General features: G+C 63.0%; 22 protein-coding genes. 15 read left to right on the top strand and 7 right to left on the bottom strand.

Going from position 1 to position 20,903, the window contains the following annotated elements; translation table 11 throughout:
* Nucleotides 1–26: 26 nt before the first annotated feature.
* Nucleotides 27–917 (top strand): LysR family transcriptional regulator, encoded by an 891-nt coding sequence (locus CIT25_RS31145; RefSeq protein WP_095488937.1) that lies wholly within the window; start codon nt 27–29, stop codon nt 915–917.
* 36 nt (nt 918–953) lie between these two features.
* On the opposite strand, the gene CIT25_RS31150 is transcribed toward CIT25_RS31145, so the two are convergent.
* On the bottom strand, nt 954–2,135 hold the full coding sequence (locus tag CIT25_RS31150; protein WP_095488938.1) for an MFS transporter: 1,182 nt from the start codon (nt 2,133–2,135) through the stop codon (nt 954–956).
* Nucleotides 2,136–2,297: 162 nt separating this feature from the next.
* Nucleotides 2,298–3,962, bottom strand: coding sequence for a Na/Pi cotransporter family protein (locus CIT25_RS31155; protein WP_095488939.1), 1,665 nt, complete (start codon nt 3,960–3,962; stop codon nt 2,298–2,300).
* Between the two features lie 387 nt (nt 3,963–4,349).
* On the opposite strand from CIT25_RS31155, the gene CIT25_RS31165 reads away from it, so the two are divergent.
* The 8 genes from CIT25_RS31165 (at nt 4,350) to CIT25_RS31200 (ending at nt 12,221) form a co-directional block, all read left to right on the top strand.
* Nucleotides 4,350–4,721: an RcnB family protein gene (locus tag CIT25_RS31165; protein WP_095488941.1), complete on the top strand. Its 372-nt coding sequence runs from the start codon at nt 4,350–4,352 to the stop codon at nt 4,719–4,721.
* Nucleotides 4,722–4,878: 157 nt separating this feature from the next.
* Entirely contained in the window at nt 4,879–6,849 is a 1,971-nt protein-coding gene (gene dnaG / locus CIT25_RS31170; RefSeq protein ID WP_095488942.1) for a DNA primase, read from the top strand.
* Between the two features lie 371 nt (nt 6,850–7,220).
* On the top strand, nt 7,221–9,242 hold the full coding sequence (gene rpoD, locus CIT25_RS31175) for an RNA polymerase sigma factor RpoD (RefSeq protein ID WP_095488943.1): 2,022 nt from the start codon (nt 7,221–7,223) through the stop codon (nt 9,240–9,242).
* 209 nt (nt 9,243–9,451) lie between these two features.
* Nucleotides 9,452–9,745 carry a GYD domain-containing protein gene (locus CIT25_RS31180; RefSeq protein WP_095488944.1) on the top strand — a complete coding sequence of 98 codons (294 nt, stop codon included), beginning with the start codon at nt 9,452–9,454 and terminating at the stop codon, nt 9,743–9,745.
* Between the two features lie 97 nt (nt 9,746–9,842).
* Entirely contained in the window at nt 9,843–10,478 is a 636-nt protein-coding gene (locus CIT25_RS31185) for a sulfotransferase family 2 domain-containing protein (protein ID WP_095488945.1), read from the top strand.
* A 115-nt stretch (nt 10,479–10,593) separates the two neighbouring features.
* Nucleotides 10,594–10,974 (top strand): thiol-disulfide oxidoreductase DCC family protein, encoded by a 381-nt coding sequence (locus CIT25_RS31190; protein WP_206073026.1) that lies wholly within the window; start codon nt 10,594–10,596, stop codon nt 10,972–10,974.
* Nucleotides 10,975–11,141: 167 nt separating this feature from the next.
* Nucleotides 11,142–11,813, top strand: coding sequence for a PadR family transcriptional regulator (locus tag CIT25_RS31195; RefSeq protein WP_095488946.1), 672 nt, complete (start codon nt 11,142–11,144; stop codon nt 11,811–11,813).
* A gap of 114 nt (nt 11,814–11,927) precedes the next feature.
* Nucleotides 11,928–12,221, top strand: a complete 294-nt coding sequence (locus CIT25_RS31200) for an HlyU family transcriptional regulator (protein WP_095488947.1) — start codon at nt 11,928–11,930, stop codon at nt 12,219–12,221.
* A gap of 167 nt (nt 12,222–12,388) precedes the next feature.
* Here CIT25_RS31200 and CIT25_RS31205 read toward each other — a convergent pair whose 3' ends face one another.
* Nucleotides 12,389–13,024 carry an FMN-dependent NADH-azoreductase gene (locus tag CIT25_RS31205; protein WP_095488948.1) on the bottom strand — a complete coding sequence of 212 codons (636 nt, stop codon included), beginning with the start codon at nt 13,022–13,024 and terminating at the stop codon, nt 12,389–12,391.
* A 110-nt stretch (nt 13,025–13,134) separates the two neighbouring features.
* Here CIT25_RS31205 and CIT25_RS31210 point away from each other — a divergent pair, with 110 nt between their 5' ends.
* Nucleotides 13,135–14,082 carry a LysR family transcriptional regulator gene (locus CIT25_RS31210; protein WP_095488949.1) on the top strand — a complete coding sequence of 316 codons (948 nt, stop codon included), beginning with the start codon at nt 13,135–13,137 and terminating at the stop codon, nt 14,080–14,082.
* Here the strand turns inward: CIT25_RS31210 and CIT25_RS31215 are convergent.
* A complete protein-coding gene (locus CIT25_RS31215) occupies nt 14,024–14,650 on the bottom strand; it encodes a TetR/AcrR family transcriptional regulator (RefSeq protein WP_095488950.1) in 627 nt (208 codons plus the stop codon). The two genes, CIT25_RS31210 and CIT25_RS31215, sit on opposite strands and share 59 nt — an antisense overlap.
* A 66-nt stretch (nt 14,651–14,716) precedes the next feature.
* Here CIT25_RS31215 and CIT25_RS31220 point away from each other — a divergent pair, with 66 nt between their 5' ends.
* Both CIT25_RS31220 and CIT25_RS31225 read left to right on the top strand, forming a co-directional pair.
* Nucleotides 14,717–15,142, top strand: coding sequence for a VOC family protein (locus tag CIT25_RS31220; RefSeq protein ID WP_095488951.1), 426 nt, complete (start codon nt 14,717–14,719; stop codon nt 15,140–15,142).
* A 113-nt stretch (nt 15,143–15,255) separates the two neighbouring features.
* On the top strand, nt 15,256–16,167 hold the full coding sequence (locus CIT25_RS31225) for an arginase family protein (protein ID WP_206073027.1): 912 nt from the start codon (nt 15,256–15,258) through the stop codon (nt 16,165–16,167).
* A 103-nt stretch (nt 16,168–16,270) separates the two neighbouring features.
* On the opposite strand, the gene CIT25_RS31230 is transcribed toward CIT25_RS31225, so the two are convergent.
* Nucleotides 16,271–17,218: a S1C family serine protease gene (locus tag CIT25_RS31230; RefSeq protein WP_095488952.1), complete on the bottom strand. Its 948-nt coding sequence runs from the start codon at nt 17,216–17,218 to the stop codon at nt 16,271–16,273.
* Between the two features lie 271 nt (nt 17,219–17,489).
* Here CIT25_RS31230 and CIT25_RS31235 point away from each other — a divergent pair, with 271 nt between their 5' ends.
* Together CIT25_RS31235 and CIT25_RS37270 are read left to right on the top strand one after the other, a co-directional pair.
* The gene (locus CIT25_RS31235) at nt 17,490–18,362 is read left to right on the top strand and encodes a S1C family serine protease (protein WP_095488953.1); all 873 of its coding nucleotides are present in this window, start codon (nt 17,490–17,492) and stop codon (nt 18,360–18,362) included.
* A gap of 8 nt (nt 18,363–18,370) precedes the next feature.
* On the top strand, nt 18,371–19,039 hold the full coding sequence (locus CIT25_RS37270; RefSeq protein WP_206073028.1) for a response regulator transcription factor: 669 nt from the start codon (nt 18,371–18,373) through the stop codon (nt 19,037–19,039).
* A gap of 7 nt (nt 19,040–19,046) precedes the next feature.
* On the opposite strand, the gene CIT25_RS31245 is transcribed toward CIT25_RS37270, so the two are convergent.
* Together CIT25_RS31245 and CIT25_RS31250 are read right to left on the bottom strand one after the other, a co-directional pair.
* Complete coding sequence (locus tag CIT25_RS31245) at nt 19,047–19,436, bottom strand: type II toxin-antitoxin system VapC family toxin (RefSeq protein ID WP_095488954.1); 390 nt, start codon at nt 19,434–19,436, stop codon at nt 19,047–19,049.
* Nucleotides 19,433–19,699, bottom strand: a complete 267-nt coding sequence (locus CIT25_RS31250) for a type II toxin-antitoxin system VapB family antitoxin (protein ID WP_095488955.1) — start codon at nt 19,697–19,699, stop codon at nt 19,433–19,435. The genes CIT25_RS31245 and CIT25_RS31250 overlap by 4 nt, the downstream gene beginning before the upstream one ends.
* Before the next feature lie 165 nt (nt 19,700–19,864).
* On the opposite strand from CIT25_RS31250, the gene CIT25_RS31255 reads away from it, so the two are divergent.
* Nucleotides 19,865–20,731 (top strand): SDR family oxidoreductase, encoded by an 867-nt coding sequence (locus CIT25_RS31255; RefSeq protein WP_095488956.1) that lies wholly within the window; start codon nt 19,865–19,867, stop codon nt 20,729–20,731.
* The last annotated feature ends 172 nt before the right edge of the window (nt 20,732–20,903 follow it).

The raw sequence follows: 20,903 nt of genomic DNA on the forward strand, positions 1-20,903 counted from the left end.
CTTGCACGAGCTGATGAACATTTCCCATGAGTGGACCCGGGCTTCCCGAGCTGACCGCGCTTGCGGCAATTGTCTCCCACCGCAGCTTTCGCAAGGCGGCGGACGATCTCGGACTATCGCCCTCGACGCTCAGTCACATGATGCGGGCGTTAGAACGGGACATGGGCGTGCGCCTGCTCAATCGCACCACGCGCAGCGTGGCACCGACAGAGGCCGGCGCACGGCTCGTCGCGCGCCTGCAGCCGCTGTTGCGGGACATAGACGCGGCCCTTGCGGAGGTGGACAACTTCCGCAGCCTCCCAGCAGGTACGCTGCGGATCAATTCCAGCGAGATCGCAGCCCGAATGCTGCTTAAATCCACTGTGCCAGCTTTTCTTGCGCGCTACCCACAAGTTTCGCTCGACCTCGTTACCGAGGGAAGGCTGGTCGATATTGTAGCCGAAGGCTTCGACGCAGGCATCCGCCTTGGCGAGGCCGTGCCACAGGACATGGTTGCGGTACGCTTCGGTGGGGCGACGCGCTTCATTGCCGTCGCCTCGCCGACCTATCTCGCCACCCGCAAAATTCCTCGGGTGCCGGACGACCTGAGGAATCACACCTGCATCCGATTCCGCCTGCCGAGTGGCAAGCCCTACCGCTGGGAATTCGAGAAACACGGCCAGGAAATCTCCATCGATGTCCCGGGCGTGCTTACGCTCGACCATATGGAACTGATGGCTGAGGCAGCGGTCGCTGGTTTGGGTGTCGCTTATATCTCCGACAAATCTGCTCAATCTTACATCGAACAGGGAGCGCTCGTCAGTCTGTTGGAGGATTGGTGTCCGGCGATTCCCGGCCTATTCCTCTACTATCCCGGTCATCGCCTCGTGCCGCCGGCCCTGCGCGCCTTCATCGACGTGCTGAAAGAGACGAACTGACGAGGCACGTCTGTCGTCTACGAGGCGTGGCGCCGCCTATTCGGCTGCGGCCGGCAGAGGCGGTGTCGCACTGCTGCGCCACTCCTGGATATGCGAGGCAAATGCGACTACCACAGCGACCAGCATGGCCATGGCGCCAACCACCGGCAGGCTGCGATAGCCATAGCCGGCATTGAGCATGGCGGCGCCGAGCGAGGCGGCCAGCGCGATGCCGACATTGAAGCCGGCCGGGATGAGCGATGAGGCGAGGTTGGAGGCATCCGCCGTCCAGGTCAGGATACGGGTCTGGATCGGCGTGCCGATGGCAAAGCTGAGACCGCCCCAGATAATGATCGCCACCACCATCGGCACCGGGTAAGGGCTGACGGCGTAAATGACGGCAAGTGTCACCGCCTGCATGAAAAGCATGGTGATGAGCGACGGCATTAGTTTCCAGTCGGCGAGCCGCCCGCCAAGAAAGACGCCGATCGTCGCGCCGACCCCGTTGAGCAGGAGCACCCAGGGCACCAGGTCCTCATCGAGGCCAGTGATTTCAAACAGCGTCGGTGTGATGTAGGTGAACAGGCCGAACTGGCCGATCATCAGCATCAGCATGAGGATCAGCGATGTCCAGACCTGCTGGCGTGCGAGCACGCGTACCTCGCTGCCGAAGCTGACGGACTGGCGCGACGAACCCGTCTTGCGCGGCAGCAGGGCGGTGATTGCTGCGATGGATACCATGCCAAGCGCGCACATCACCCAGAACGTCGCGCGCCACCCCCAGACATTGCCGATCGCCGTGCCGGCCGGCACGCCGATGACATTGGAGACCGTCAGGCCCGACAGGATGAGCGCAACGGCCATTCCACGCTGGTCCTGGCGGACCAGGCCGACCGCCACCACCATCGCGACGCCGAAATAGGCGCCGTGCGCCACGGCCACCGCAATCCGCAACAGCAACATGGAGGCGAAGTCGGGTGCAAGTGCGCAAGCGGCCTGGCCGATGGTGAAGGCTGCGGCAAGGCCAAGCAGCAAGGCCTTGCGGGAAATCGCCTTGGTGGCGAGCGTCAGCAGCGGTCCGCCGATCGCGATGCCGCCGGCGTAGCCCGAGACGAGGTAGCCGGCAGTCGGGATGGAAACGCCAAGGCCATCCGCAACCTGCGGCAGCACGCCTGCGATGACGAACTCGGTGGTGCCGAACGCGAATGCGGCGATGAACAGGGCGATGAGGGGAAGCATGGCGCGGGAAGGCGATCCTTGGATGAGATGGCCTCAAATCACGAACGAAAGCCGCGGGCAATCCAGAAATTGTCGACGCCGCTTAAGGTTTTCTTGATCGGGGGCGGTTGCGGCGGTTTTTCGTCTCCCAACAACAAGGGAGAGAGGAAACAGCGTCAACGCCTATCCGGCCTTCAGCCGCGAGCCGGTGAGCAGGCCGCGCTCCTCGAGCACGGGATAGGCCATCGAGGCGAGCAGCGAGTTGATCTGCTTCAAGTCGCGGATGGTGTCGAGATGGATGGAACTGGTCTCGACGCTCTTGGCGGTGCCGTCGCGCAGCCGCACGAAATGGCTGGCGCTGGTCTCCTTCTCGCGTTCGCGCAGCCGGTCCTTTTCCAGCACCAGCTGGCGGGCGGTCTCGGGATCGCGCGAGACCAGCACGTTGAAGGCAAGCCGTGCGTTGGCGAGCACCGAAGCGTGGAAGGCGCTAAGTTCGCGCCAGCCCTCGGGCGTGAATTCCAGTCCGCGCTCGAGCTTCTTCCTGACATGCACCAGCATGTTGCGCACGATGATGTCGCCGACCTGTTCGAGCTTGACGCAGGCGCCGATCAACTCCTGGCAGCGCAGCGCCTCGTCCTCGCTCATCGGGTTCTTGGTGACCTTGGCCAGATAGAGCTTTATCGCTGCGTGCTTCTTGTCGACGCGGTCGTCGAGCGCCGCCAGCGCCTTGATCTTGTCGGCGTCGGCGCTCTCATAGAGCTCGATGATGCGCTTCAACATGATCTCGACCGTCTCGCAGACCCGCACCACTTCACGGGTGGCGTTGGCCAGCGCTTGGCTTGGCACGTCCAGGGCGCTGTCGTTGAGCGCGGACAGCTCGACGACGTCGAGCGCGTCGGCCGGCGCCGGTTTGGTGCCGAGCGCCACGATCTTTTCCGAAGCGCGGTAGACGAGACCGGCCAGGGGCAGGCCGGCAACCAGGATCAGGATGTTGAAGAGGATATGCGCGTTGACGATCTGGTCGGGCACGGTGGCGCCGAGAAAGGCAACCGGCGGCTTCGACCACAGGAACAGGATCAGCATGGCCAGAGAGCCCATGCCGCGCATCAGGAGATTGCCGATCGGAACGACACGCACACCCGGTTCCGCGTTGCGGGTGAGCAGCGGCGCGATGATCGACGAGCCGAGATTGACGCCGAGCACCAGCACGATGCCGAGTTCGGGCGGGATGAAGCCGCGGCCGGCCAGCGTCACCATCAGCAGGACGGCGGCGATCGAGGAATGGAACAGCCAGGTGACCAGCGCCGCCAGGAGATAGGCGGTGACCGGGTCGCCGGAGAAGTAGTCGACGATAACCGGCATGAGCGTGCTCTGGCGCAGCGGCTCCGACGCCTGGCCGATCATCTCCAGCGACAATACCAAAAGCCCGATGCCGACCAGGATACGGCCGAACTGGCGCCAGTCGCGGCGCTCGGTGGCCATGAACATGACGGTGCCTGCGACAAGGCAGATCGGCACCAGCAGCGAAAGATCGAAGGTGAGCAGCTTGACCACCAGCGCCGAGCCGATCTCGGCGCCGCGCACGGCAAGCTGGCCCGACATGCCGCTGACGATGCCGGCGCCGGCGAAGGAGCCGACCAGCAAGGTGACGGCGGTGGAGCTTTGCAGCGCGATCGCCAAGCCGCAGCCGGCCAGAACCGCCATGAAAGGATTGCGCATGGTGGCGCGCAGCTTGTGGCGCAGCAGATCGCCATAGGCGCGCTCGACACCTGTCTTCACCAGGCGGGTGGCAAACAGCATCAGCGCTACCGCGCCGGCAAGATGCAGCAAAACGACAGAGCCGCTCATATCAGGCTCGCAATCCGACGCGCCAGCGATGCGGGCATCGTGATGGCAAAGGGGCAAAAGAGGGTGCGAATCAAGGACATTGCAAGGGTTGATACTACTCCGATTACTTTTAGCCGGATAATAAATTTTGCCCAATTCGGGTGGCTGTTGGCGCGCGACAGGGCGTGTCGGAAATGGATGGATCGCAAAATGGTTGCATTGCCGGCCGGCTTGCGGACGGCCGCGCGGTCAAGAGCAGGCGACACCTTCAGATCCAGTTTGAGCAGGGTGTTGAATTAGGTAGTCTAAATATAAGAAATCATTACGAAAACGTAATCTGAACGTTCAGTTCCGGTTCATTCTTCGGGCTCTATTCCTCAGGCATCGACAACCAAGGAGTACCCAGTCATGAAACGCATCGTTCTTTCCGCAGTCGCCCTCTCGATGCTGGCTGCCACGTCCCTGCAGGGCCAGGCATCGCCGCTGAACGCGCCGAATGCACCGCAGTCGACCTACAGCCAGGTTGACTGGAAGACGTCGGACAAGCATGTCGACGTGAAGAAGCGCGTCGTGGTGAAGAAGAAAGTCGTCGTGAAGAGGAACCATTGGCGCAACGGCCAGAAATATTCCAGCTGGAAGCGCCACCAGCCGATCCGCGACTATCGCCACTATGGCCTGCGTCGTCCTGGCCGTGGCCAGGAATGGATCCGCGTCGGCAACGACTATCTCTTGGTCAGCGTCGTCTCCGGCATCATCTTCGGCGCGATCGCCACGCATTAACCGTCAAAAGGTCGACCGGCACTTTGCCGGAATAGGAAAGAAGGCGGCCCGCAGAGGCCGCCTTCTTTGTGCCCTGTGAAAACCGGGTATGGTTGCGCATTAGGAGTCGTCGGGCTTCGCCGGCGTGATTATATGGAGGGCAAACGAGCCGTTCCCGATGCGCTTTCCACCTGCCTTCCTCGACGAGATACGCGACCGCGTGCCGATTTCATCGGTGATCGGCCAGCGCGTGGCGTGGGACAGGAAGAAGACCAACGCGCCGCGCGGCGATTATTGGGCGTGCTGTCCCTTTCATGGCGAGAAGAGCCCGTCCTTCCATTGCGAGGACAAGAAGGGCCGCTACCATTGCTTCGGCTGCTCGGTTTCGGGCGACCATTTCAAGTTCCTGACTGAACTCGACGGAATGAGCTTTCCTGAAGCGGTCGAGAAGATCGCCGACTTGGCCGGCGTGCCGATGCCGGTTCGCGATGCTCAGGAGGAGCGGCGCGAAAAGGAACGCGCCAGCCTGACCGATGTCATGGAGATGGCGACCGCTTTCTTCCAGGAGCGGCTGCAGGGACCGGAAGGCGCAAAAGCCCGCGCCTATCTGCGCGACCGAGGGCTGACGCCGGCGACGCAGCAATCGTTCCGGCTCGGCTATGCGCCGGACAGCCGCAACGCGCTGAAGGAGCATCTTGCCGCCAAGGGCGTGCCCAAGGCCGACATCGAGGCATGCGGGCTGGTGCGCCATGGCGACGACGTTCCGGTTTCCTACGATTGGTTCCGCGACCGCATTATGTTCCCGATTCCGGATTCCAGAGGCAAGATAATCGCCTTTGGCGGGCGGGCGCTGGCAGCCGATGCGCTCGCCAAATACATGAATTCACCCGACACCGAGCTCTTCCACAAGGGCAATGTGCTCTACAATTTCGCCCGTGCGCGCCAAGCGCTGGCAAAGGGGGCGCTGGCCAAGGGCGGCACGGTCATCGCCGTCGAAGGCTATATGGACGTGATCGCGCTGGCGCAGGCCGGTTTCGAAAATGTCGTGGCGCCACTCGGCACCGCGCTGACCGAAAATCAGCTCGAGCTCCTGTGGCGCATGGCCGGCGAGCCGGTGCTGTGCTTCGACGGCGACCAGGCCGGACTGAAGGCGGCATGGCGCGCCGCCGATATGGCGCTGCCGGCGGTTCAGGCAGGCCGCTCGGTGCGCTTTGCTCTTCTGCCCGAAGGCAAGGATCCCGACGATCTGGTCAAGGCCGATGGGCCGGACGCGTTTCGCGCCGTGCTTTCCGAGGCGCGGCCGCTCGCCGACCTTTTGTGGGTGCGCGAAACGGCCGGCGGCATCTTCGACACGCCGGAGCGGCGGGCGGAACTGGAAAAGACGCTGCGCGAACTGACCAGCCGCATCCGCGACGAGAGCTTGCGCTATCACTACCAACAGGAAATGCGCGAGCGGGTGCTAAGCTTTTTTGGTGCCCAGCGCGGGCGCCAAGAGCGTCGTCAAGATGGGCGTCAAGGTGGGCGGCCCGGCGAGCGCTTTCAGGGCAAGGGCTCAGCTCCTGGCGGACAGTTCGCACGCGGCGGCGGTGGACGTACCGCGATCACCGAAAGCCTCGGCCGTTCGGCGCTGGTCAAGCGCAGCAGCGAGGGAATGTCGGTGCGCGAGGCGACGATCATTGCAGCTCTTGTTAATCATCCGGCGCTGATCGACGAGAATTTCGCCCATGTCGAGTTCCTCGACCTCGCCAACACCGATCTGAAGCGATTGCACGCGGCCATTCTCGACGCGATGGCCCATGACATGGCCAACGACCGCAACGCGGTGATCGCGACGATCGAACGGGCCGGCTGCGGCGAAATCTGGGCGCGCGCGGTGGCGCTGATCAAGCGGGCGCGGCAATGGCCGGCGCTGGAAACCGCCGGACTTGACGATGCCCGCGACGCCTTCAGCCAAGCTCTCCACTTGCAGCGCAGCGCGCGCACCTTACATAAGGAGCTGAAACAGGCGGAAGCGGCGCTCGCCAGCGATCCCACGGATGAAAACTACCGGCATCTCATCGAGATCCAGGCGCAATTTCGTGACGTGCAAGCAACGGAAGCGCTGATCGAAGGGTTCGGTGTGTCCTCGGGCAGGGCCGGGCGGGCGTAGGTCGAAGCTTACGAAAGGGTGAAAGTGCAGGACCGTGCTTGCGCGTCGAATCAGCCGGGGCGCTTTAAGTCGGGTAATTGATTCGCTTTTTTCATGCGAATCATGCGAGAGGCGCTTGACCTTCTGGCAGAATGACGGAATCAGGACGATTCGAAACGTTAACCCGCGCCGGCGTCGACGGGAAGTGCAGCGATGTGAGGTACCGGTCACTGGACAGGCATTCGGCCTGCCACAGATACCAGGGTTAATCTGGACTTAACGAGAGATGCAGTTACTGGCCCGGGGAAGCGCGCTCAAGAGCGAGCGCATCTGATTTAACCGGTACGGCAGCTTACGCGGCTTGATACTTAGCCGCTTGGAGAAAATAAAGAATGGCGACAAAAGAAAAGGAAGAGGTCGAGACCGAACGCGAAGGCGCCACCGATGGCCCTCTGCTCGACCTTTCCGACGATGCTGTCAAGAAGATGATCAAGGCCGCCAAGAAGCGCGGCTATGTCACCATGGATGAACTGAATTCGGTGCTGCCCTCGGAGGAAGTGACCTCCGAGCAGATCGAGGACACGATGGCCATGCTCTCCGACATGGGCATCAACGTGGTCGAGGACGACGAGCAGGGCGAGGAGCCCGAAGCCGCCGATGCGGCTGCCGACGCCGAGGAAGACGCCAACGAGCTGGCCGAGCAGACCGGCACCGCCGTTGCCGCGACGACCACCAAGAAAGAGCCGACCGATCGCACCGACGATCCGGTTCGCATGTATCTGCGCGAGATGGGCTCGGTCGAGCTTCTGTCGCGCGAGGGCGAAATCGCGATCGCCAAGCGCATCGAGGCCGGCCGCGAGACGATGATCGCGGGCCTGTGCGAAAGCCCGCTGACGTTCCAGGCCATCATCATCTGGCGTGACGAGCTCAATGAATCGAAGATCCTGTTGCGCGAGATCATCGACCTCGAAGCGACCTATGCCGGTCCGGAGGCCAAGCAGGCGCCGGTGGTCGAGCGGATTGAGGAAGCCAAGACCGAGGAAAAGCCGCGCCGTTCACGCGAGGACGAGGACGACATCACCAATGTCGGCGCCGACACGCGCGGTCTGACTGATGACGACGAGGAAGACGAGGACGAGGCCAGCCTGTCGCTGGCGGCGATGGAAGCGGAACTGCGCCCGCAGGTGATGGAGACGCTCGACGTCATCGCCGACACCTATAAGAAGTTGCGCAAGCTGCAGGACCAGCAGGTCGAGAACCGGCTGGCCGCAGCCGGCACGCTGTCGCCCAGCCAGGACCGCCGGCTGAAGGAGCTGAAGGACCAGCTGATCAAGGCGGTGAAGTCGCTATCCCTAAACACGGCGCGCATCGAGGCGCTGGTCGAGCAGCTCTACGACATCAACAAGCGCCTGGTGCAGAATGAAGGCAAGCTGTTGCGGCTGGCCGAAAGCTATGGCGTGCGCCGCGAGGAATTCCTGAAGGAGTATCAGGGCTCGGAGCTCGATCCGAACTGGACGCGCTCGATCGGCAATCTGACCTCGCGCGGCTGGAAGGAATTCACCAAGAACGAGAAGGATGCGATCCGCGACCTGCGCGCCGAGATCCAGAACCTCGCTACCGAAACGGCGATCTCGATCCTCGAGTTCCGCAAGATCGTCAACCAAGTGCAGAAGGGCGAACGCGAAGCCGCGATCGCCAAGAAGGAAATGGTGGAGGCCAATCTGCGCCTCGTCATTTCCATCGCCAAGAAATACACCAATCGCGGCCTGCAGTTCCTCGATCTGATCCAGGAAGGCAATATCGGCTTGATGAAGGCGGTCGACAAATTCGAATACCGGCGCGGTTACAAGTTCTCGACCTACGCGACATGGTGGATCCGGCAAGCGATCACCCGTTCGATCGCCGACCAGGCGCGCACTATCCGCATTCCGGTGCACATGATCGAGACGATCAACAAGATCGTACGCACCTCGCGCCAGATGCTGCACGAGATCGGCCGCGAGCCGACGCCGGAGGAACTGGCGGAAAAGCTCGCCATGCCGCTGGAAAAAGTGCGCAAGGTGCTGAAGATCGCCAAGGAGCCGATCTCGCTCGAAACGCCGGTCGGCGACGAGGAGGATTCGCATCTCGGTGATTTCATCGAGGACAAGATGGCGATCCTGCCGATCGATGCGGCGATCCAGGCCAATCTGCGCGAAACGACGACGCGGGTGCTTGCTTCGCTCACCCCGCGCGAAGAGCGCGTGCTCAGAATGCGCTTCGGCATCGGCATGAACACCGACCACACGCTGGAAGAAGTCGGCCAGCAGTTCTCGGTGACCCGCGAGCGTATCCGCCAGATCGAAGCCAAGGCGCTGCGCAAGCTCAAGCACCCGAGCCGCTCGCGCAAGCTGCGGAGCTTCCTCGACAGCTGATGCCGGGGTACCGGATAAGCAATTTGAAGGGCGCTGCGGCGCCCTTTTTCGTTCGCGGCACAGAGATTGTCTCGCAGACGGTGCGGTTGTTCTTGCAGCACACCTGCTGTGGGAGGATAATCTCGTGTCGGATGCATTTTCTGGGCGACAAACCCGGATGCCCGCCCCGGCAGTGACGCCGTGCTCCGAGGCCCCGGAGGGAGGTGTGCATGACGAACTATATCGTGCTGATCAACTGGACGGAGCAGGGCGCCAAAAATGTGCGCGAGTCGCCGAAGCGGCTCGATGCCGCCAAGAAGCTGCTGGGAGACATGGGCGGCTCATTCAGGGCGTTTTATCTCACCATGGGCGAATGCGATATGGTGGCGATCGTCGAAGCGCCCGACGACGCGGTGCTCGCTCGTTTCTCGCTGATGCTGGCGTCAGGCGGTAACGTGAGGACGCGGACGCTCAAGGCTTTCCCGGAATTGGCCTATCGCGAGATCATCGCCTCGCTCGGGTGAGACGCTGCGCGGCTACAGACCCGCGCAAGGCCGAGTTCCTGATATCGGAAGGTCGGGCGCCGCTTGACGGCGCCCGATCCGCCGATCATGAGGAAGAATGCTGCTTTCGCTCGAAAAGAACTTCATTTTCATCCATATCCCGAAGACCGCCGGGACCTCGCTCACCCGTGCGCTAAGTCCGTGGAGCTTGAGACCGCAGCGAACGCAATGGCGTCGCCTGCTGTCACATCTTCCCGTGCGCGAAACGCCTCAAAATGCGTTCCTCAGGCAGCATGACAAAGCAAGCTGGGTGAAGCACAAGCTGCCGGCGGAGATCTATGATAGCGCCTACAAATTCGCCGTCGTGCGCAACCCTTTCGAACTTGCGGTCTCGACCTATTATTTCCGCCGCGACTATCTCTCCGGCCGGCGCTGGCACAGAGCCAGGGTCTTGGATTTCAAGGCTTTCCTGCGCTATCTCGAACGCAAGAACCGGCTTGTGCGGGTGGACCAGACGAGCTGGATTTCGGACAGGCACGGAAACCTCATCATCGACGAGATTTTGCGGTTTGAAACACTGGCCGAGCAATTTAATGCGCTGGTCGAACGACTCGATCTGCCGGGCGAGGTGAAGCTTCCCCGGTCAAACGTCAATACACCTTACGATTATCGCGCGGTCTACGATGACGAGGCGAAAAGCATCGTGCGACGGCTCTATTTCAGGGATTTCGAGCGCTTCGGCTACAAATTCTGACTTTTCAGACCGCAATTCGTCGGCAAGATGCCGCGTCGCGGCCAGGCTGGTCCGGACGTTGCGGGGCGAGGACATTTCCCGGATAGTCAGCGCAGCCCTTCAGGTCGCTAAACACATGCCCAAGCCTCTGCTGACCATCTGGTACAACACCCGTTGTCCGGTTTGCGATGCCGGCATCGTCAGGCAGAAGCGGCGGCTGGTCGAGGCGATCAAGGCCGGGCGGATAGCGTTTCGCGACATCAATGCCGAGCCGTCGGCGCTGGCCGGATACGGCGTGTCGCTGGAGGACATCCGCCGCCGGCTGCATGCAACCGATGCGGACGGCAAACTGCTGGTCGGCGCCGACGTCGCAATTGCCGTCTGGCTGGCAACACCGGGCCATGGCTGGCTGGCGGCGCTGTTCGGCAACCGCGTCGCGCTGCCGTTGACGCGCTATGCCTATGATCGCTTCGCCGATCTTCTCTATGCCTGGAACCGGCGCAAGGGTCGCTGGTAGCCGGCACAGACATCCTTCATCGAAAGGCCGGAACTGACTCCGGGCCGCAAATGCGCGCCTTCAATCCTGCGGCGCGGAATTAAGTTACATCGTAAGATATATCTTGATTCAATCGTCTCACACGCCTAATTAAGATATATCGTAAGACATAACTCAAGGAGCAGACAATGCACAGACATCATCATTTCGGGGAGCGCGCCGAGCGCGTTTTCATGCATATGGCCGGCAAGTTCGGCGGCCGTGGCGGCGGCTTCGGCCCATTTGGCCACGGCATGAGGGGCGGCGGCCGCGGCGGGCCGGGCGACATGTTCCGCGCCGGACGCATGCTGGCCGACGGCGATCTCAAACTGATCACGCTGTCGCTGCTGGCCGAGGCTCCGCGCCACGGCTACGACATCATCAAGGCGCTGGAGGAGCGCACCAGCGGCGTCTACAGCCCGAGCCCGGGGGTGGTCTATCCGACGCTGACGTTCCTGGAAGAGGCCGGCTATGCCGTCTCGTCGGCGGAAGGCAACAAGAAGGTGTTTTCGATTACCGAGGCAGGGCAGGCGCATCTCAACGACAATCGCGAGATGATCGACCATGTGCTCGACCATCTCGAGCGTTTCGGCCGCAAGATGGCAAAGGCGCGCGACTGGTTCGGCTGGAACGACGATGGCGAGGATGGCGGACGGCGCGGCCGAGGCCGTTCGGAAAAGCGCGACGAATTCCGCGCAGTGCGCCACCGGCTGCGCGCAGCCCTCGGTGACATCGTCGATGCGCCGGCTGAAAAACAGGCCGAGGCGATCAGAATATTGGAAGGGGCCGCCGAAGCCCTGGAAGCGCTGTCACGCGACTGATCTCTGGTAGGCCGGGCCGGATGCGGCCCCTTGCCCGTTTGCCTAAGGACCGCTAGTGAAAATCATCCTGCACCACGCTATGTGATGCAGGATGATTGCGTTGGAGGATACCCCATGTCTTTTCTGAAGCGTCTTTTTGGCGGTGGCGGCAGTGACGTGGGCGAGCCAAAAAGCGCTGCACCGGCAAAGCAGATCGAGCACAAGGGATTTCTGATCAGCGCCACGCCCTACAAGGCGGAGGGCCAATACCAGACCTGCGGGGTGGTTTCGAAGGAAATCGACGGCGTGATGAAGGAGCACAAATTCATCCGCGCCGACCGTTTTGCCGGGCTCGACGACGCTGTCGACATCTCGATCAAGAAGGGCATCCAGCTCGTCGACGAGCAGGGCGAGAAGATGTTCGGTTAGCCTGGCAAATGGCGATGTCGCGCGACTTCGGAGCGACGTCAGAAAAGCCTTGTCGCTGCCCTTGAGCTGTAGGATCTGCCGACGCCTCGTCGGGCATCAGGCGGATGGCAAAAAGGCAGGCGCCGGGCGCCTGCCTTTTTCAATTCTGGTTAGCAGTTGCTCGCGCTCTACGCGGCAGTGGCGACCGCTCCGGTCGAGGCCACCAAGGCATCCACCTTGGCGGATGCCTTGGCCAGAGCGGCCGTGATGGCCTCGGGACCCATGCTGACGCCTTCGATGCGGATGACGTCGACGTCGGTTATGCCGATGAAGCCAAGCACGCTACGCAGGTAAGGGATGGCGTGGTCCAACTGCACGGCGGCGCCTTCCGAATAGATGCCGCCCGAGGCAAGGACAATGTAGACCTTCTTGCCGGTGACGAGCCCCTTCGGGCCATCCTCGCCATAAGCGAAAGTCTTGCCGGAGCGGGCGACGTGATCCACCCAGGATTTCAGGGTCGACGAGATGCCGAAATTGATGAAACCGGTGGCCAGGATGATGGTGTCGGCCGCAAACAGCTCATCCAGCACGGCGTCGGAAACGCCGACGACTTCGGCCTGGCGCTGGGTGCGGGCTTCGACGGGCGTAAAGATGCCGGTCGAATAGTCCGGATCGATATGCGGCAGCGGGTTGGCGACAAGGTCGCGCACGGCCAGCTTGGCCGAGGGATCGGCGGCGAGCAGCTTTTCCGCGAGCTCGGTGGCGATGCGGGTGGAATGTGAGGCAGTGCCGCGCGGGCTCGACGTGACAAGAAGGATGGACATAGCGGGCTCTCCAGGATTGGAATGATTTGTCCCGCCAGATATGGGTCCATCGACCCATTTGAAAAACTGGTATATTTTCTATATAATCCATCTACAATCTGGATAAGGCATTGCAACCCAATCCGACGCTCGACCAACTCCAGATCCTTGTGGCCGTCGCCGATACCGGCAGCTTCTCCGCCGCCGGCCGCAAGCTCAACCGCGCGCAATCGGTCATCAGCTACGCCATCGCCAATCTGGAGGCGCAGCTTGGGCTGAAGCTCTTCGAGCGCGAGGGCACGCGCGAACCGCAGCTGACCGATGTCGGCCGGGCGACGCTGGAAGATGCGCGGCGCATGGTCGGCATGCTGCAGCGCATCCGCTCGCGTGTCGACGGCCATAAGCAAGGGCTGGAGGCGGAAGTCAGTATGTCGGTCGACGTGACGCTGCCATTGCCGGTACTGGTTCGGGTGCTGAAGGCATTCGAGGCGCAGTTTCCGACCGTGATGTTGCGCCTGCATATAGGCTCGCTCGGCCTGATCCTTGACCATGTCGTGGGCGGACAGGCCGATCTCGGCGTTGGCGGCATTTTGGGCGAAGCCGACGTCAACCTTTTGCGGATCGGCTTCACCACTTTGGTGCCCGCTGCCGCGCCCAGCCACCCCTTGGCGCTGCTTCCACGGCCGGTGCCGCTCGAGGAGGTGCGCGAACATATCCAGCTTGTCGTCAGCGACCAGTCGGAGCGCACGCGGGGGCGCGACTACGGCGTCTTTGCCTACCGCACCTGGCGGCTGACCGATGTGCGCACCAAGCATGCGCTGATGCGCGAAGGGTTGGGTTGGGGCGGGCTGCCGCGCTGGCTGATCGCCGACGATCTGGCAAGCGGTCGGTTGGTCGAACTCGACCTAGAGCCCTACAGTGAGGTGCGGGCAGCGCTCTATGCCATGCATCGCGCCGACCGCAATCCGAAACCGGCGGCGGCTTGGCTGATCTACGAGTTCAAGCGCCAGCTTGGCTGCTTCAACGAGCTTGAGCCGGGCCAGCTGCCTGAGGAAGAGCTGGAGACAGTCCGTCGATAAGGGCGACAAGCACCTCGCGATAGGGGCCGGTTTCGGCGCCTGCTTCGACCGCAAGAGCAGCACGGTCGAAGGCGGCGGCGAGTAGCGCGGTCAGCGCTTCCACCGGCAACCTCACCATGGTCTGCGCGCGCATTGCCGCCACAAGGCCCTCGCGAAGCGAGCGGTTGCCGTGGCGGTTGTCGATTTCGTCCATGGCGGCGCGGCCGAGCACGGCCGGTCCGTCGAGCAGCAGCAACCGGGTGCGGCCAGGTGCGCGCATGGCGGCAAGGTAGGCATCCGAACCAGCGATCAGCGCATCGCGGGCAAACAGCGAGGGCGGTGAGGCGCGCTCGATCTCTTGCGCCACAGCAGCCGCCTCCTGCTCGACCACCGCGGCAAACAGCGCCTGCTTGTCGGCAAAGTGATGATAGAGAGCGCCGCGCGTGACGCCGGCCGCATCCACGATCTCCGGCGTGCCGGTCTCTGCATAGGACTTTTCGGTGAACCGCTTTCGCGCCGCGGCGATCAGGTCGGCGCGCGTCGCTTCGGTGCGATCGCGGTTGGAGCGGCGCGCGGATTCCTGTTGCATACATGCAGCCTGTATGTTAATTCAACTTACATGCAGACTGTATGTTATTTGACGGGAGAAGGAAAGATGAAGACGACGAGCTATTATCCAGTGCTGATGACGGGCGACGTTGCCGGCACGAAAGCCTTCTATATCAAGCACTTCAGCTTCAAGCCGCTGTTCGAGAGCGACTGGTACGTGCATCTGCAATCCGCCGAGGATCGCCGCGTCAATCTCGGCATCGTCCAGGGCGATCACGAAACGATCCCGGAAGAAGGGCGCGGCCGTACCTCCGGCCTGCTGATCAATTTCGAAGTCAGAGACCCGGATGCAGTCTACGAGCGGATCCTTGCTGCCGGCCTGCCGATCCTGCGAACGCTCCGCGACGAACCCTTCGGCCAGCGCCATTTTATCACCAGAGATCCCAATGGCGTGCTGATCGACGTGATCAAGCCGATCCCGCCGAGCGCGGAGTTTCTGGAGCAGTTTGTTGAAGGGGCGGCGGCGGGCTAAGCGGGATAGCTGCTGGCAGGAACTGTCTGTAGATGTGACGTGAAGGCTCCAGCCGCGTGGCCGGTCATGTCTTTGCGGTCTATGCTGAGGCTCGTCAGCCTTGGACCTATTCCATGCGTGAAATCTGCCTTGTCCGCGCACCCTCAAACCTTGGCCTCCGCCCACTGCGGCCAGGTCATATACCGGGGACGTGGCGTGCGCCGCAGGCGTTGACCGAAGCTGGCTTGATCGAGACGCTTTCGCCCCTCAAAGTGGTTGATCTTGATCGGCCCGCCTATAGCACGGAGCCGCAGCCGGGCACCCGGCTGCGCAACGGCAACGCGATACGCGGTTTCAATCTCGGCCTCGCCGAAGTTGTTGCCGGCGCGCTGGGGCGAGGCGAGTTCCCGCTGGTCGTCGGCGGCGACTGTGCGGTCCTGCTCGGCGCACTGGCTGCTGCACGGCGATCCGGTCCGCTGGCATTGGTCCATGTCGACGGCCACAGCGATTTCCGCCATCCGGGCAACTACGACATCAACGCTTCGCTCGGCTCGGCCGCCGGCATGGACCTTGCGCTCGCCACCGGACGTGGCGAGCCGCTGCTGACCGACTGGCCTGATATCGCAAGCCCGCTTGTTGCGGACGAACATGTGATTCAGATCGGCGAACGAGAGAACCGAAACCCCGACTTCGCCTGGCCGGACATCAATTCGACCGCGATGACGCTGATCGACGTCTTTGCCGTGCGAGAGCTTGGCGCGGCAAAGGTTCTGGAAAAGACCTGGACCACGCTGGCGCGAAGCGGCTGGCCCTATTGGCTGCATTTTGACGTCGATGCGCTCGATCAGACAGTGATGCCGGCGGTGGATTCACCAGGCAGCCCCGGCATCGATCCCGACGATCTCGTCGCCATCCTCGCGGCGCTGGTAGCGAATCCGCGCTGCACCGGAATGGATATGACCATTTTCGATCCGGACCTCGATCCGACCGGCGAACTGGCCGTGCTGCTGGTTTCGCTGCTCGGCCGGATCTTTGCACCGCGATAGAGCGACGTGCGTCCACTTGGACGCACAAACCACGCTCTAACACATTGAATCTGCGCATCGTGCTTTCCGGAAATCGATTTCGATTTTCGGGCCGACGCGGTAGTCAGTTTCGCGCCACCGGCATCACCGTGACCTGAGTGATGCCGGAGCGGCGCACCACCGTGCACAGTGTCTCGCGGCCGATGCGCTCGGCATCGAGGATGCGCACCAGATCGTCGACGCCGGTGACCGGGCGTCCGTCGATGACGGCGATGGTGTCGCCTTCCCTGAGGCCGGCCTTGGCCGCCGGGCTGTTCGCCTCGACGCTGCGCAGGCGCACGGCCGTGCTGCTCGACACTTGCGACAGAAGGGCGGCGCGGCGCGGCAGGTTTGTCGTATCTGCCGAGACGCCGATGAAGGCGCGGCGCACGCGGCCGAAGCGGATGATCTCCGAAATGACGAAATTGGCGGTGTTGGAGGCAACCGCGAAGGCGATGCCTTGCGCGCCATGGATCATGGCGGTGTTGACGCCGATGACCTCGCCCGCCGACGACACCAGCGGTCCGCCTGAGTTGCCGGGGTTGAGTGCTGCGTCGGTCTGGATGACGTCGTCGATCAGCCGGCCGGTGGCGGCACGCATCGAGCGGCCGAGCGCTGAGACGACACCTGATGTGACGGTCCATTCGAAGCCGAGCGGGTTGCCGATGGCAATGGCGATTTGGCCGCGCCGCAGGCGCTTGGAATCGCCGAGCGGCGCGATATCGGCAAAGCTGCCGTCGGCACGCACCAGCGCGATGTCGGTGTCGGGGTCGCGGCCGAGAACACGGCCTTCCCTGGAGGCGCCGTCCGGCATGGTGACGCGGACGGTGCGGGCATCGCCGACCACGTGGTAGTTGGTGACGACCAGCCCGTCGGGCGTGATAACGAAGCCGGAGCCTTGGCCGCCGGCACCACCGATGCGTTCGATACGGCAGACGGCGGGGCCGATGCGGTCCACAGCATCGGCAACCGTTGCCGAATAATCATCGAGCAGCGCATCGTCGAATTGCAATTGCTGGGCGGGGAGGGACATGGCAGGGCTCCGTGTCTTTAGAGCAAGATGAAGGATGCCTATATGTGCGGAGCGGCCGGATCGGTCGCGACCTGACCAGATGGCCAGTCCAACGCCCAACTAGCCGTCAGGCGAGTACCGGCGAATGCGCTGCCAAGCGATATCTGGGGTAGAGCGACGAGCGTCCATTGGACGCTCAAAGTACGCTCTAAGATTTTGAGTTCTCGCATCGTGCTTTCCGAAAATCGATTCCGATTTTCGGGCCGATGCGATAAAAACCCAGGAGACCATCATGAGCGACTTCAATCTGAGCGCATTTTCCGACGCCATCGCCGATATCGCCGCAGCAGCGGCGCCGGTGACGGCGAGCTTCGCCACGCATCAGCATCGCACGGCGACCGCCTTCCATTGGCGCGACGGCTATTTTGTCACTGCCGAGGAGGCGGTGGAGGCCGGCGAAGAGATCGAGCTGACGCTTTTTTCGGGCGACAAGGTGAAGGCTGAGCTGGTCGGCCGCGATCCGTCCACTGGCACCGCACTTCTGAAGCCGACCGGCGCGCCGGACGTGCCGCCGTTGGCCAAGGCAGGCTCGGTGCAGCCGGGCAATCTGGCCATCGCCGTGGGCAATAGCGACGGTGCGACGCTCGCCGCATTCGGCACGGTCGGTGAGGTCGGTCCGGCCTGGCGCTCAATGCGCGGCGGCACGATCGACCGGCGCATCAATCTGGCCGTCAATGCCGGCGGCCGTTTCGAGGGCGGCCCGGTGCTCGACGCCAAGGGCGCACTGATCGGCATGCTCCTGTTCGGGCCGCGCCGGCGGGCGCTGGTCATGCCTTACGAGACGATCGAACGGGCGGTTGCGACGCTGCGCGAGAAGGGCCATGTCGCGCGCGGCTATCTCGGCGCCGGCCTGCACCCGATCCGCAGCGGCGACTCGCATGGCGCCATGGTGATGAGCCTCGACGACAATGGCCCGGCAAAAGCCGCCGGCCTGCATCTCGGCGACATCATCGTGTCGTGGAACGGCGAGGCGGTGCATGGTCCGCGCGAACTGATCCGCAGGCTCGGGCCGGACAGCGCCGGCGCGTCGGTGACGCTCGGCGTGGTGCGCGGCGGCGAACAGCGCGATGTCGTGCTGACCATCGGCGAAAAGCCGCTGAGCTGAGAGGATCGATGGCTGTTGAGGCGATCATAAGGGACAGGACCGCGGATGGCGTGGTGGCGGAGCGGCGGCTAACCGTGCTGATCGCGCTTGGCGATGCGGCGCATGCCGAGCACCTGTCTTCCGCGCTCGCCGCGAGCGGGGATCTGCTGCCTGTCACGGCCGGCAGCAGCGATGGCGGCGAGCGAGCGGACGTCGCTGTCGTCGACGAGCGGAACCTGCAAGGCCTGGCCATCGATCCCGCCATACCTCGGGTGCTGCTGTCCCGGCGGACCGGCCACGAGCCGCCAGACGACAATCTTTTCGCCGTCCTGCCGCCGGCGACTGACTACCTGTTGGTTGCCGCTGCCGTCCGGCTTGCCGCGGCGGGTTACAGGATTTCAGGCGGCGGCCGCCGCGTGCCTGGCCGGCATGATGATGATTTCGCCTTCCATGACGGCGACCCGTTGGACGAGGAGGCGGTCGACGATGGAATTGCCAGGCCGGCGCTTTCTCCGCGCGAGAGCGAAGTGCTGGCACTGCTGGCCGAGGGCGCGCCCAACAAGGTGATCGCGCGGCGCTTGAATATCTCCGTGCATACGGCGAAGTTCCACGTCGCGGCGATCCTGATCAAGCTCGGTGCGGCCAACCGCACCGACGCGATCGCCATCGCCATGCGGCAAGGCTTGGTGCTGGTGTGACGATGGACTACACAGCCGGTTCGATATCCGTCAGCCGGAAATCGTCGCCTTTGAACAGCAACGGCATGGCTTCGAGGCGAGCCGTGGCATAGGAGATGCAGTCGCCGAAGTTGAGAGCGGCCGGATGCCGGCCCTTGCCATAGCGCAGAAAGGCCTGACGGGCGACGGCTGCGTGGTCGGCGGTGAAGGCGATCGTCTCGATCGAGGCCACGCGCAGGAAGGAGTCGAGGCGATCAAGAATTTCATCCTGCCAGCCGCCGGCGAGAACCATCGTCGTTTCAAGAAACGTTGGTGCGGCCAACAGCCGCCTTTTGGCCTGTGCGATGGCCAGCACGAAACGCTCGTGATCAGGCTCCGCGCGCAGAACGGCGACAAGGGCCGAGGAATCGATGATCATTTCGTCGGGATCCCGAACTCGTCGTAACCGAGGACTTCGTCGTCGGTCATTGCATTTTCTCGTTTGGGGATTTTTCCCGCACTGTCGGAAATCGCCATCAATCGCTGAAAAAGGTCGTCGGCCTCGTCGCGCGGCACAAGCCGCTCGCGCGCAACTTCGCGCTCGAGGCTTTGGCGGATCGCTTCCGTCACCGACACGCGACGGCGGCGGGCAAGTTCCCGCGCCAATTGCTCGACTTCCGTGTTCTTGATCGACAGGGCCATTCTATATTCCACCTATTTTTACAGAATATATACTCTCCGCTGTTGAGTCCATGGATTCGTCGCGCCTCCGCAGCGTCACCATCCCTCGATGCTCCCCGCTCTTGTATCCTGCGACGGCGCGGGCAAGGATCGCTACCAACAGATTTGCAAGGGAGGCGGAAGGATATGTCACTCAAGGGAAAGACGCTGTTCATCTCCGGCGGGTCGCGCGGCATCGGGCTGGCGATCGCGCTGCGCGCTGCGCGCGACGGCGCCAATATGACGATCGCGGCCAAGACCGCCGAACCGCACCCGAAGCTGCCGGGCACCATCTATACGGCGGCGCAAGAGATCGAGCAGGCCGGTGGCAAGGCGCTGCCGGCATTATGCGACATACGCGAGGAGGAGCAGGTGGCCGAGGCGGTCGCCCGGACCGTCGAAAAATTCGGCGGCATCGACATCTGCATTAACAATGCCAGCGCCATCCAGCTTACCGGCACGCTGGAAACCGACATGAAGCGCTACGATCTGATGCATCAGATCAACACGCGCGGCACGTTTCTGGTTTCCAAAATGTGCATTCCGCACCTGAAGTTGGCTGCCAATCCTCACATCTTGAATCTGGCGCCGCCGCTCGACGTGAAGGCCAAATGGTTCAAGAACCATGTCGCCTATACGATGGCCAAGTTCGGCATGTCCATGTGCACGCTGGGCATGAGCGCGGAGTTCGCTCGGGACGGCATCGCCGTCAATTCGCTGTGGCCGATCTCGACGATCGATACGGCAGCGGTGCGCAATCTCCTGGGCGGGGCGACGGTGGCAGCGATGAGCCGTTCGCCCGACGTCATGGCCGATGCCGCGCATGCGATCCTGCTTAGGCCGTCGCGCGAGGCGACCGGCAATTTCTACATCGACGAGGAGGTGCTGCGCGCCGAAGGCGTCAGCGATTTTTCGATCTATGCGCCTGATGCGACAGGTCCGCTCGCCGGTGACTTCTTCGTGCCCGACGAGGTGTTTGCCAATTCGGAAACCAACATCAAAAGTATCTACTGACGGGCACCGGGCGCCGCTCTCACTCCTCGGCCTTGTTGGCTTTGAGGCGGAGGGCCACCGTGAGGAATTATCTGGGCCTCGCAAGGCTTCAGTTCAACACCGAGCCCGAAACGAAAACCCCGCCGGGGAGGGGACACCGGCGGGGCTCATGTGTCCCGCTGGAGTCGGGACA

It is taken from the genome of Mesorhizobium mediterraneum, from assembly GCF_002284565.1.
In the GTDB taxonomy this organism is placed as follows: domain Bacteria; phylum Pseudomonadota; class Alphaproteobacteria; order Rhizobiales; family Rhizobiaceae; genus Mesorhizobium; species Mesorhizobium mediterraneum.

Coding starts and splice junctions, on each gene's coding strand:
- CIT25_RS31165 (WP_095488941.1), top strand. CDS start 4,350: ATGAAACGCATCGTTCTTTCCGCAGTCGCCCTCTCGATGCTGGCTGCC.
- CIT25_RS31215 (WP_095488950.1), bottom strand. CDS start 14,650: ATGCAACAGGAATCCGCGCGCCGCTCCAACCGCGATCGCACCGAAGCG.
- CIT25_RS31150 (WP_095488938.1), bottom strand. CDS start 2,135: ATGCTTCCCCTCATCGCCCTGTTCATCGCCGCATTCGCGTTCGGCACC.
- CIT25_RS31195 (WP_095488946.1), top strand. CDS start 11,142: ATGCACAGACATCATCATTTCGGGGAGCGCGCCGAGCGCGTTTTCATG.
- CIT25_RS31180 (WP_095488944.1), top strand. CDS start 9,452: ATGACGAACTATATCGTGCTGATCAACTGGACGGAGCAGGGCGCCAAA.
- CIT25_RS31250 (WP_095488955.1), bottom strand. CDS start 19,699: ATGGCCCTGTCGATCAAGAACACGGAAGTCGAGCAATTGGCGCGGGAA.
- CIT25_RS31145 (WP_095488937.1), top strand. CDS start 27: ATGAGTGGACCCGGGCTTCCCGAGCTGACCGCGCTTGCGGCAATTGTC.
- CIT25_RS31255 (WP_095488956.1), top strand. CDS start 19,865: ATGTCACTCAAGGGAAAGACGCTGTTCATCTCCGGCGGGTCGCGCGGC.
- CIT25_RS31245 (WP_095488954.1), bottom strand. CDS start 19,436: ATGATCATCGATTCCTCGGCCCTTGTCGCCGTTCTGCGCGCGGAGCCT.
- CIT25_RS31225 (WP_206073027.1), top strand. CDS start 15,256: ATGCGTGAAATCTGCCTTGTCCGCGCACCCTCAAACCTTGGCCTCCGC.
- CIT25_RS31185 (WP_095488945.1), top strand. CDS start 9,843: ATGCTGCTTTCGCTCGAAAAGAACTTCATTTTCATCCATATCCCGAAG.
- rpoD (WP_095488943.1), top strand. CDS start 7,221: ATGGCGACAAAAGAAAAGGAAGAGGTCGAGACCGAACGCGAAGGCGCC.
- CIT25_RS31190 (WP_206073026.1), top strand. CDS start 10,594: ATGCCCAAGCCTCTGCTGACCATCTGGTACAACACCCGTTGTCCGGTT.
- CIT25_RS31205 (WP_095488948.1), bottom strand. CDS start 13,024: ATGTCCATCCTTCTTGTCACGTCGAGCCCGCGCGGCACTGCCTCACAT.
- CIT25_RS31230 (WP_095488952.1), bottom strand. CDS start 17,218: ATGTCCCTCCCCGCCCAGCAATTGCAATTCGACGATGCGCTGCTCGAT.
- dnaG (WP_095488942.1), top strand. CDS start 4,879: ATGCGCTTTCCACCTGCCTTCCTCGACGAGATACGCGACCGCGTGCCG.
- CIT25_RS37270 (WP_206073028.1), top strand. CDS start 18,371: ATGGCTGTTGAGGCGATCATAAGGGACAGGACCGCGGATGGCGTGGTG.
- CIT25_RS31235 (WP_095488953.1), top strand. CDS start 17,490: ATGAGCGACTTCAATCTGAGCGCATTTTCCGACGCCATCGCCGATATC.
- CIT25_RS31220 (WP_095488951.1), top strand. CDS start 14,717: ATGAAGACGACGAGCTATTATCCAGTGCTGATGACGGGCGACGTTGCC.
- CIT25_RS31200 (WP_095488947.1), top strand. CDS start 11,928: ATGTCTTTTCTGAAGCGTCTTTTTGGCGGTGGCGGCAGTGACGTGGGC.
- CIT25_RS31155 (WP_095488939.1), bottom strand. CDS start 3,962: ATGAGCGGCTCTGTCGTTTTGCTGCATCTTGCCGGCGCGGTAGCGCTG.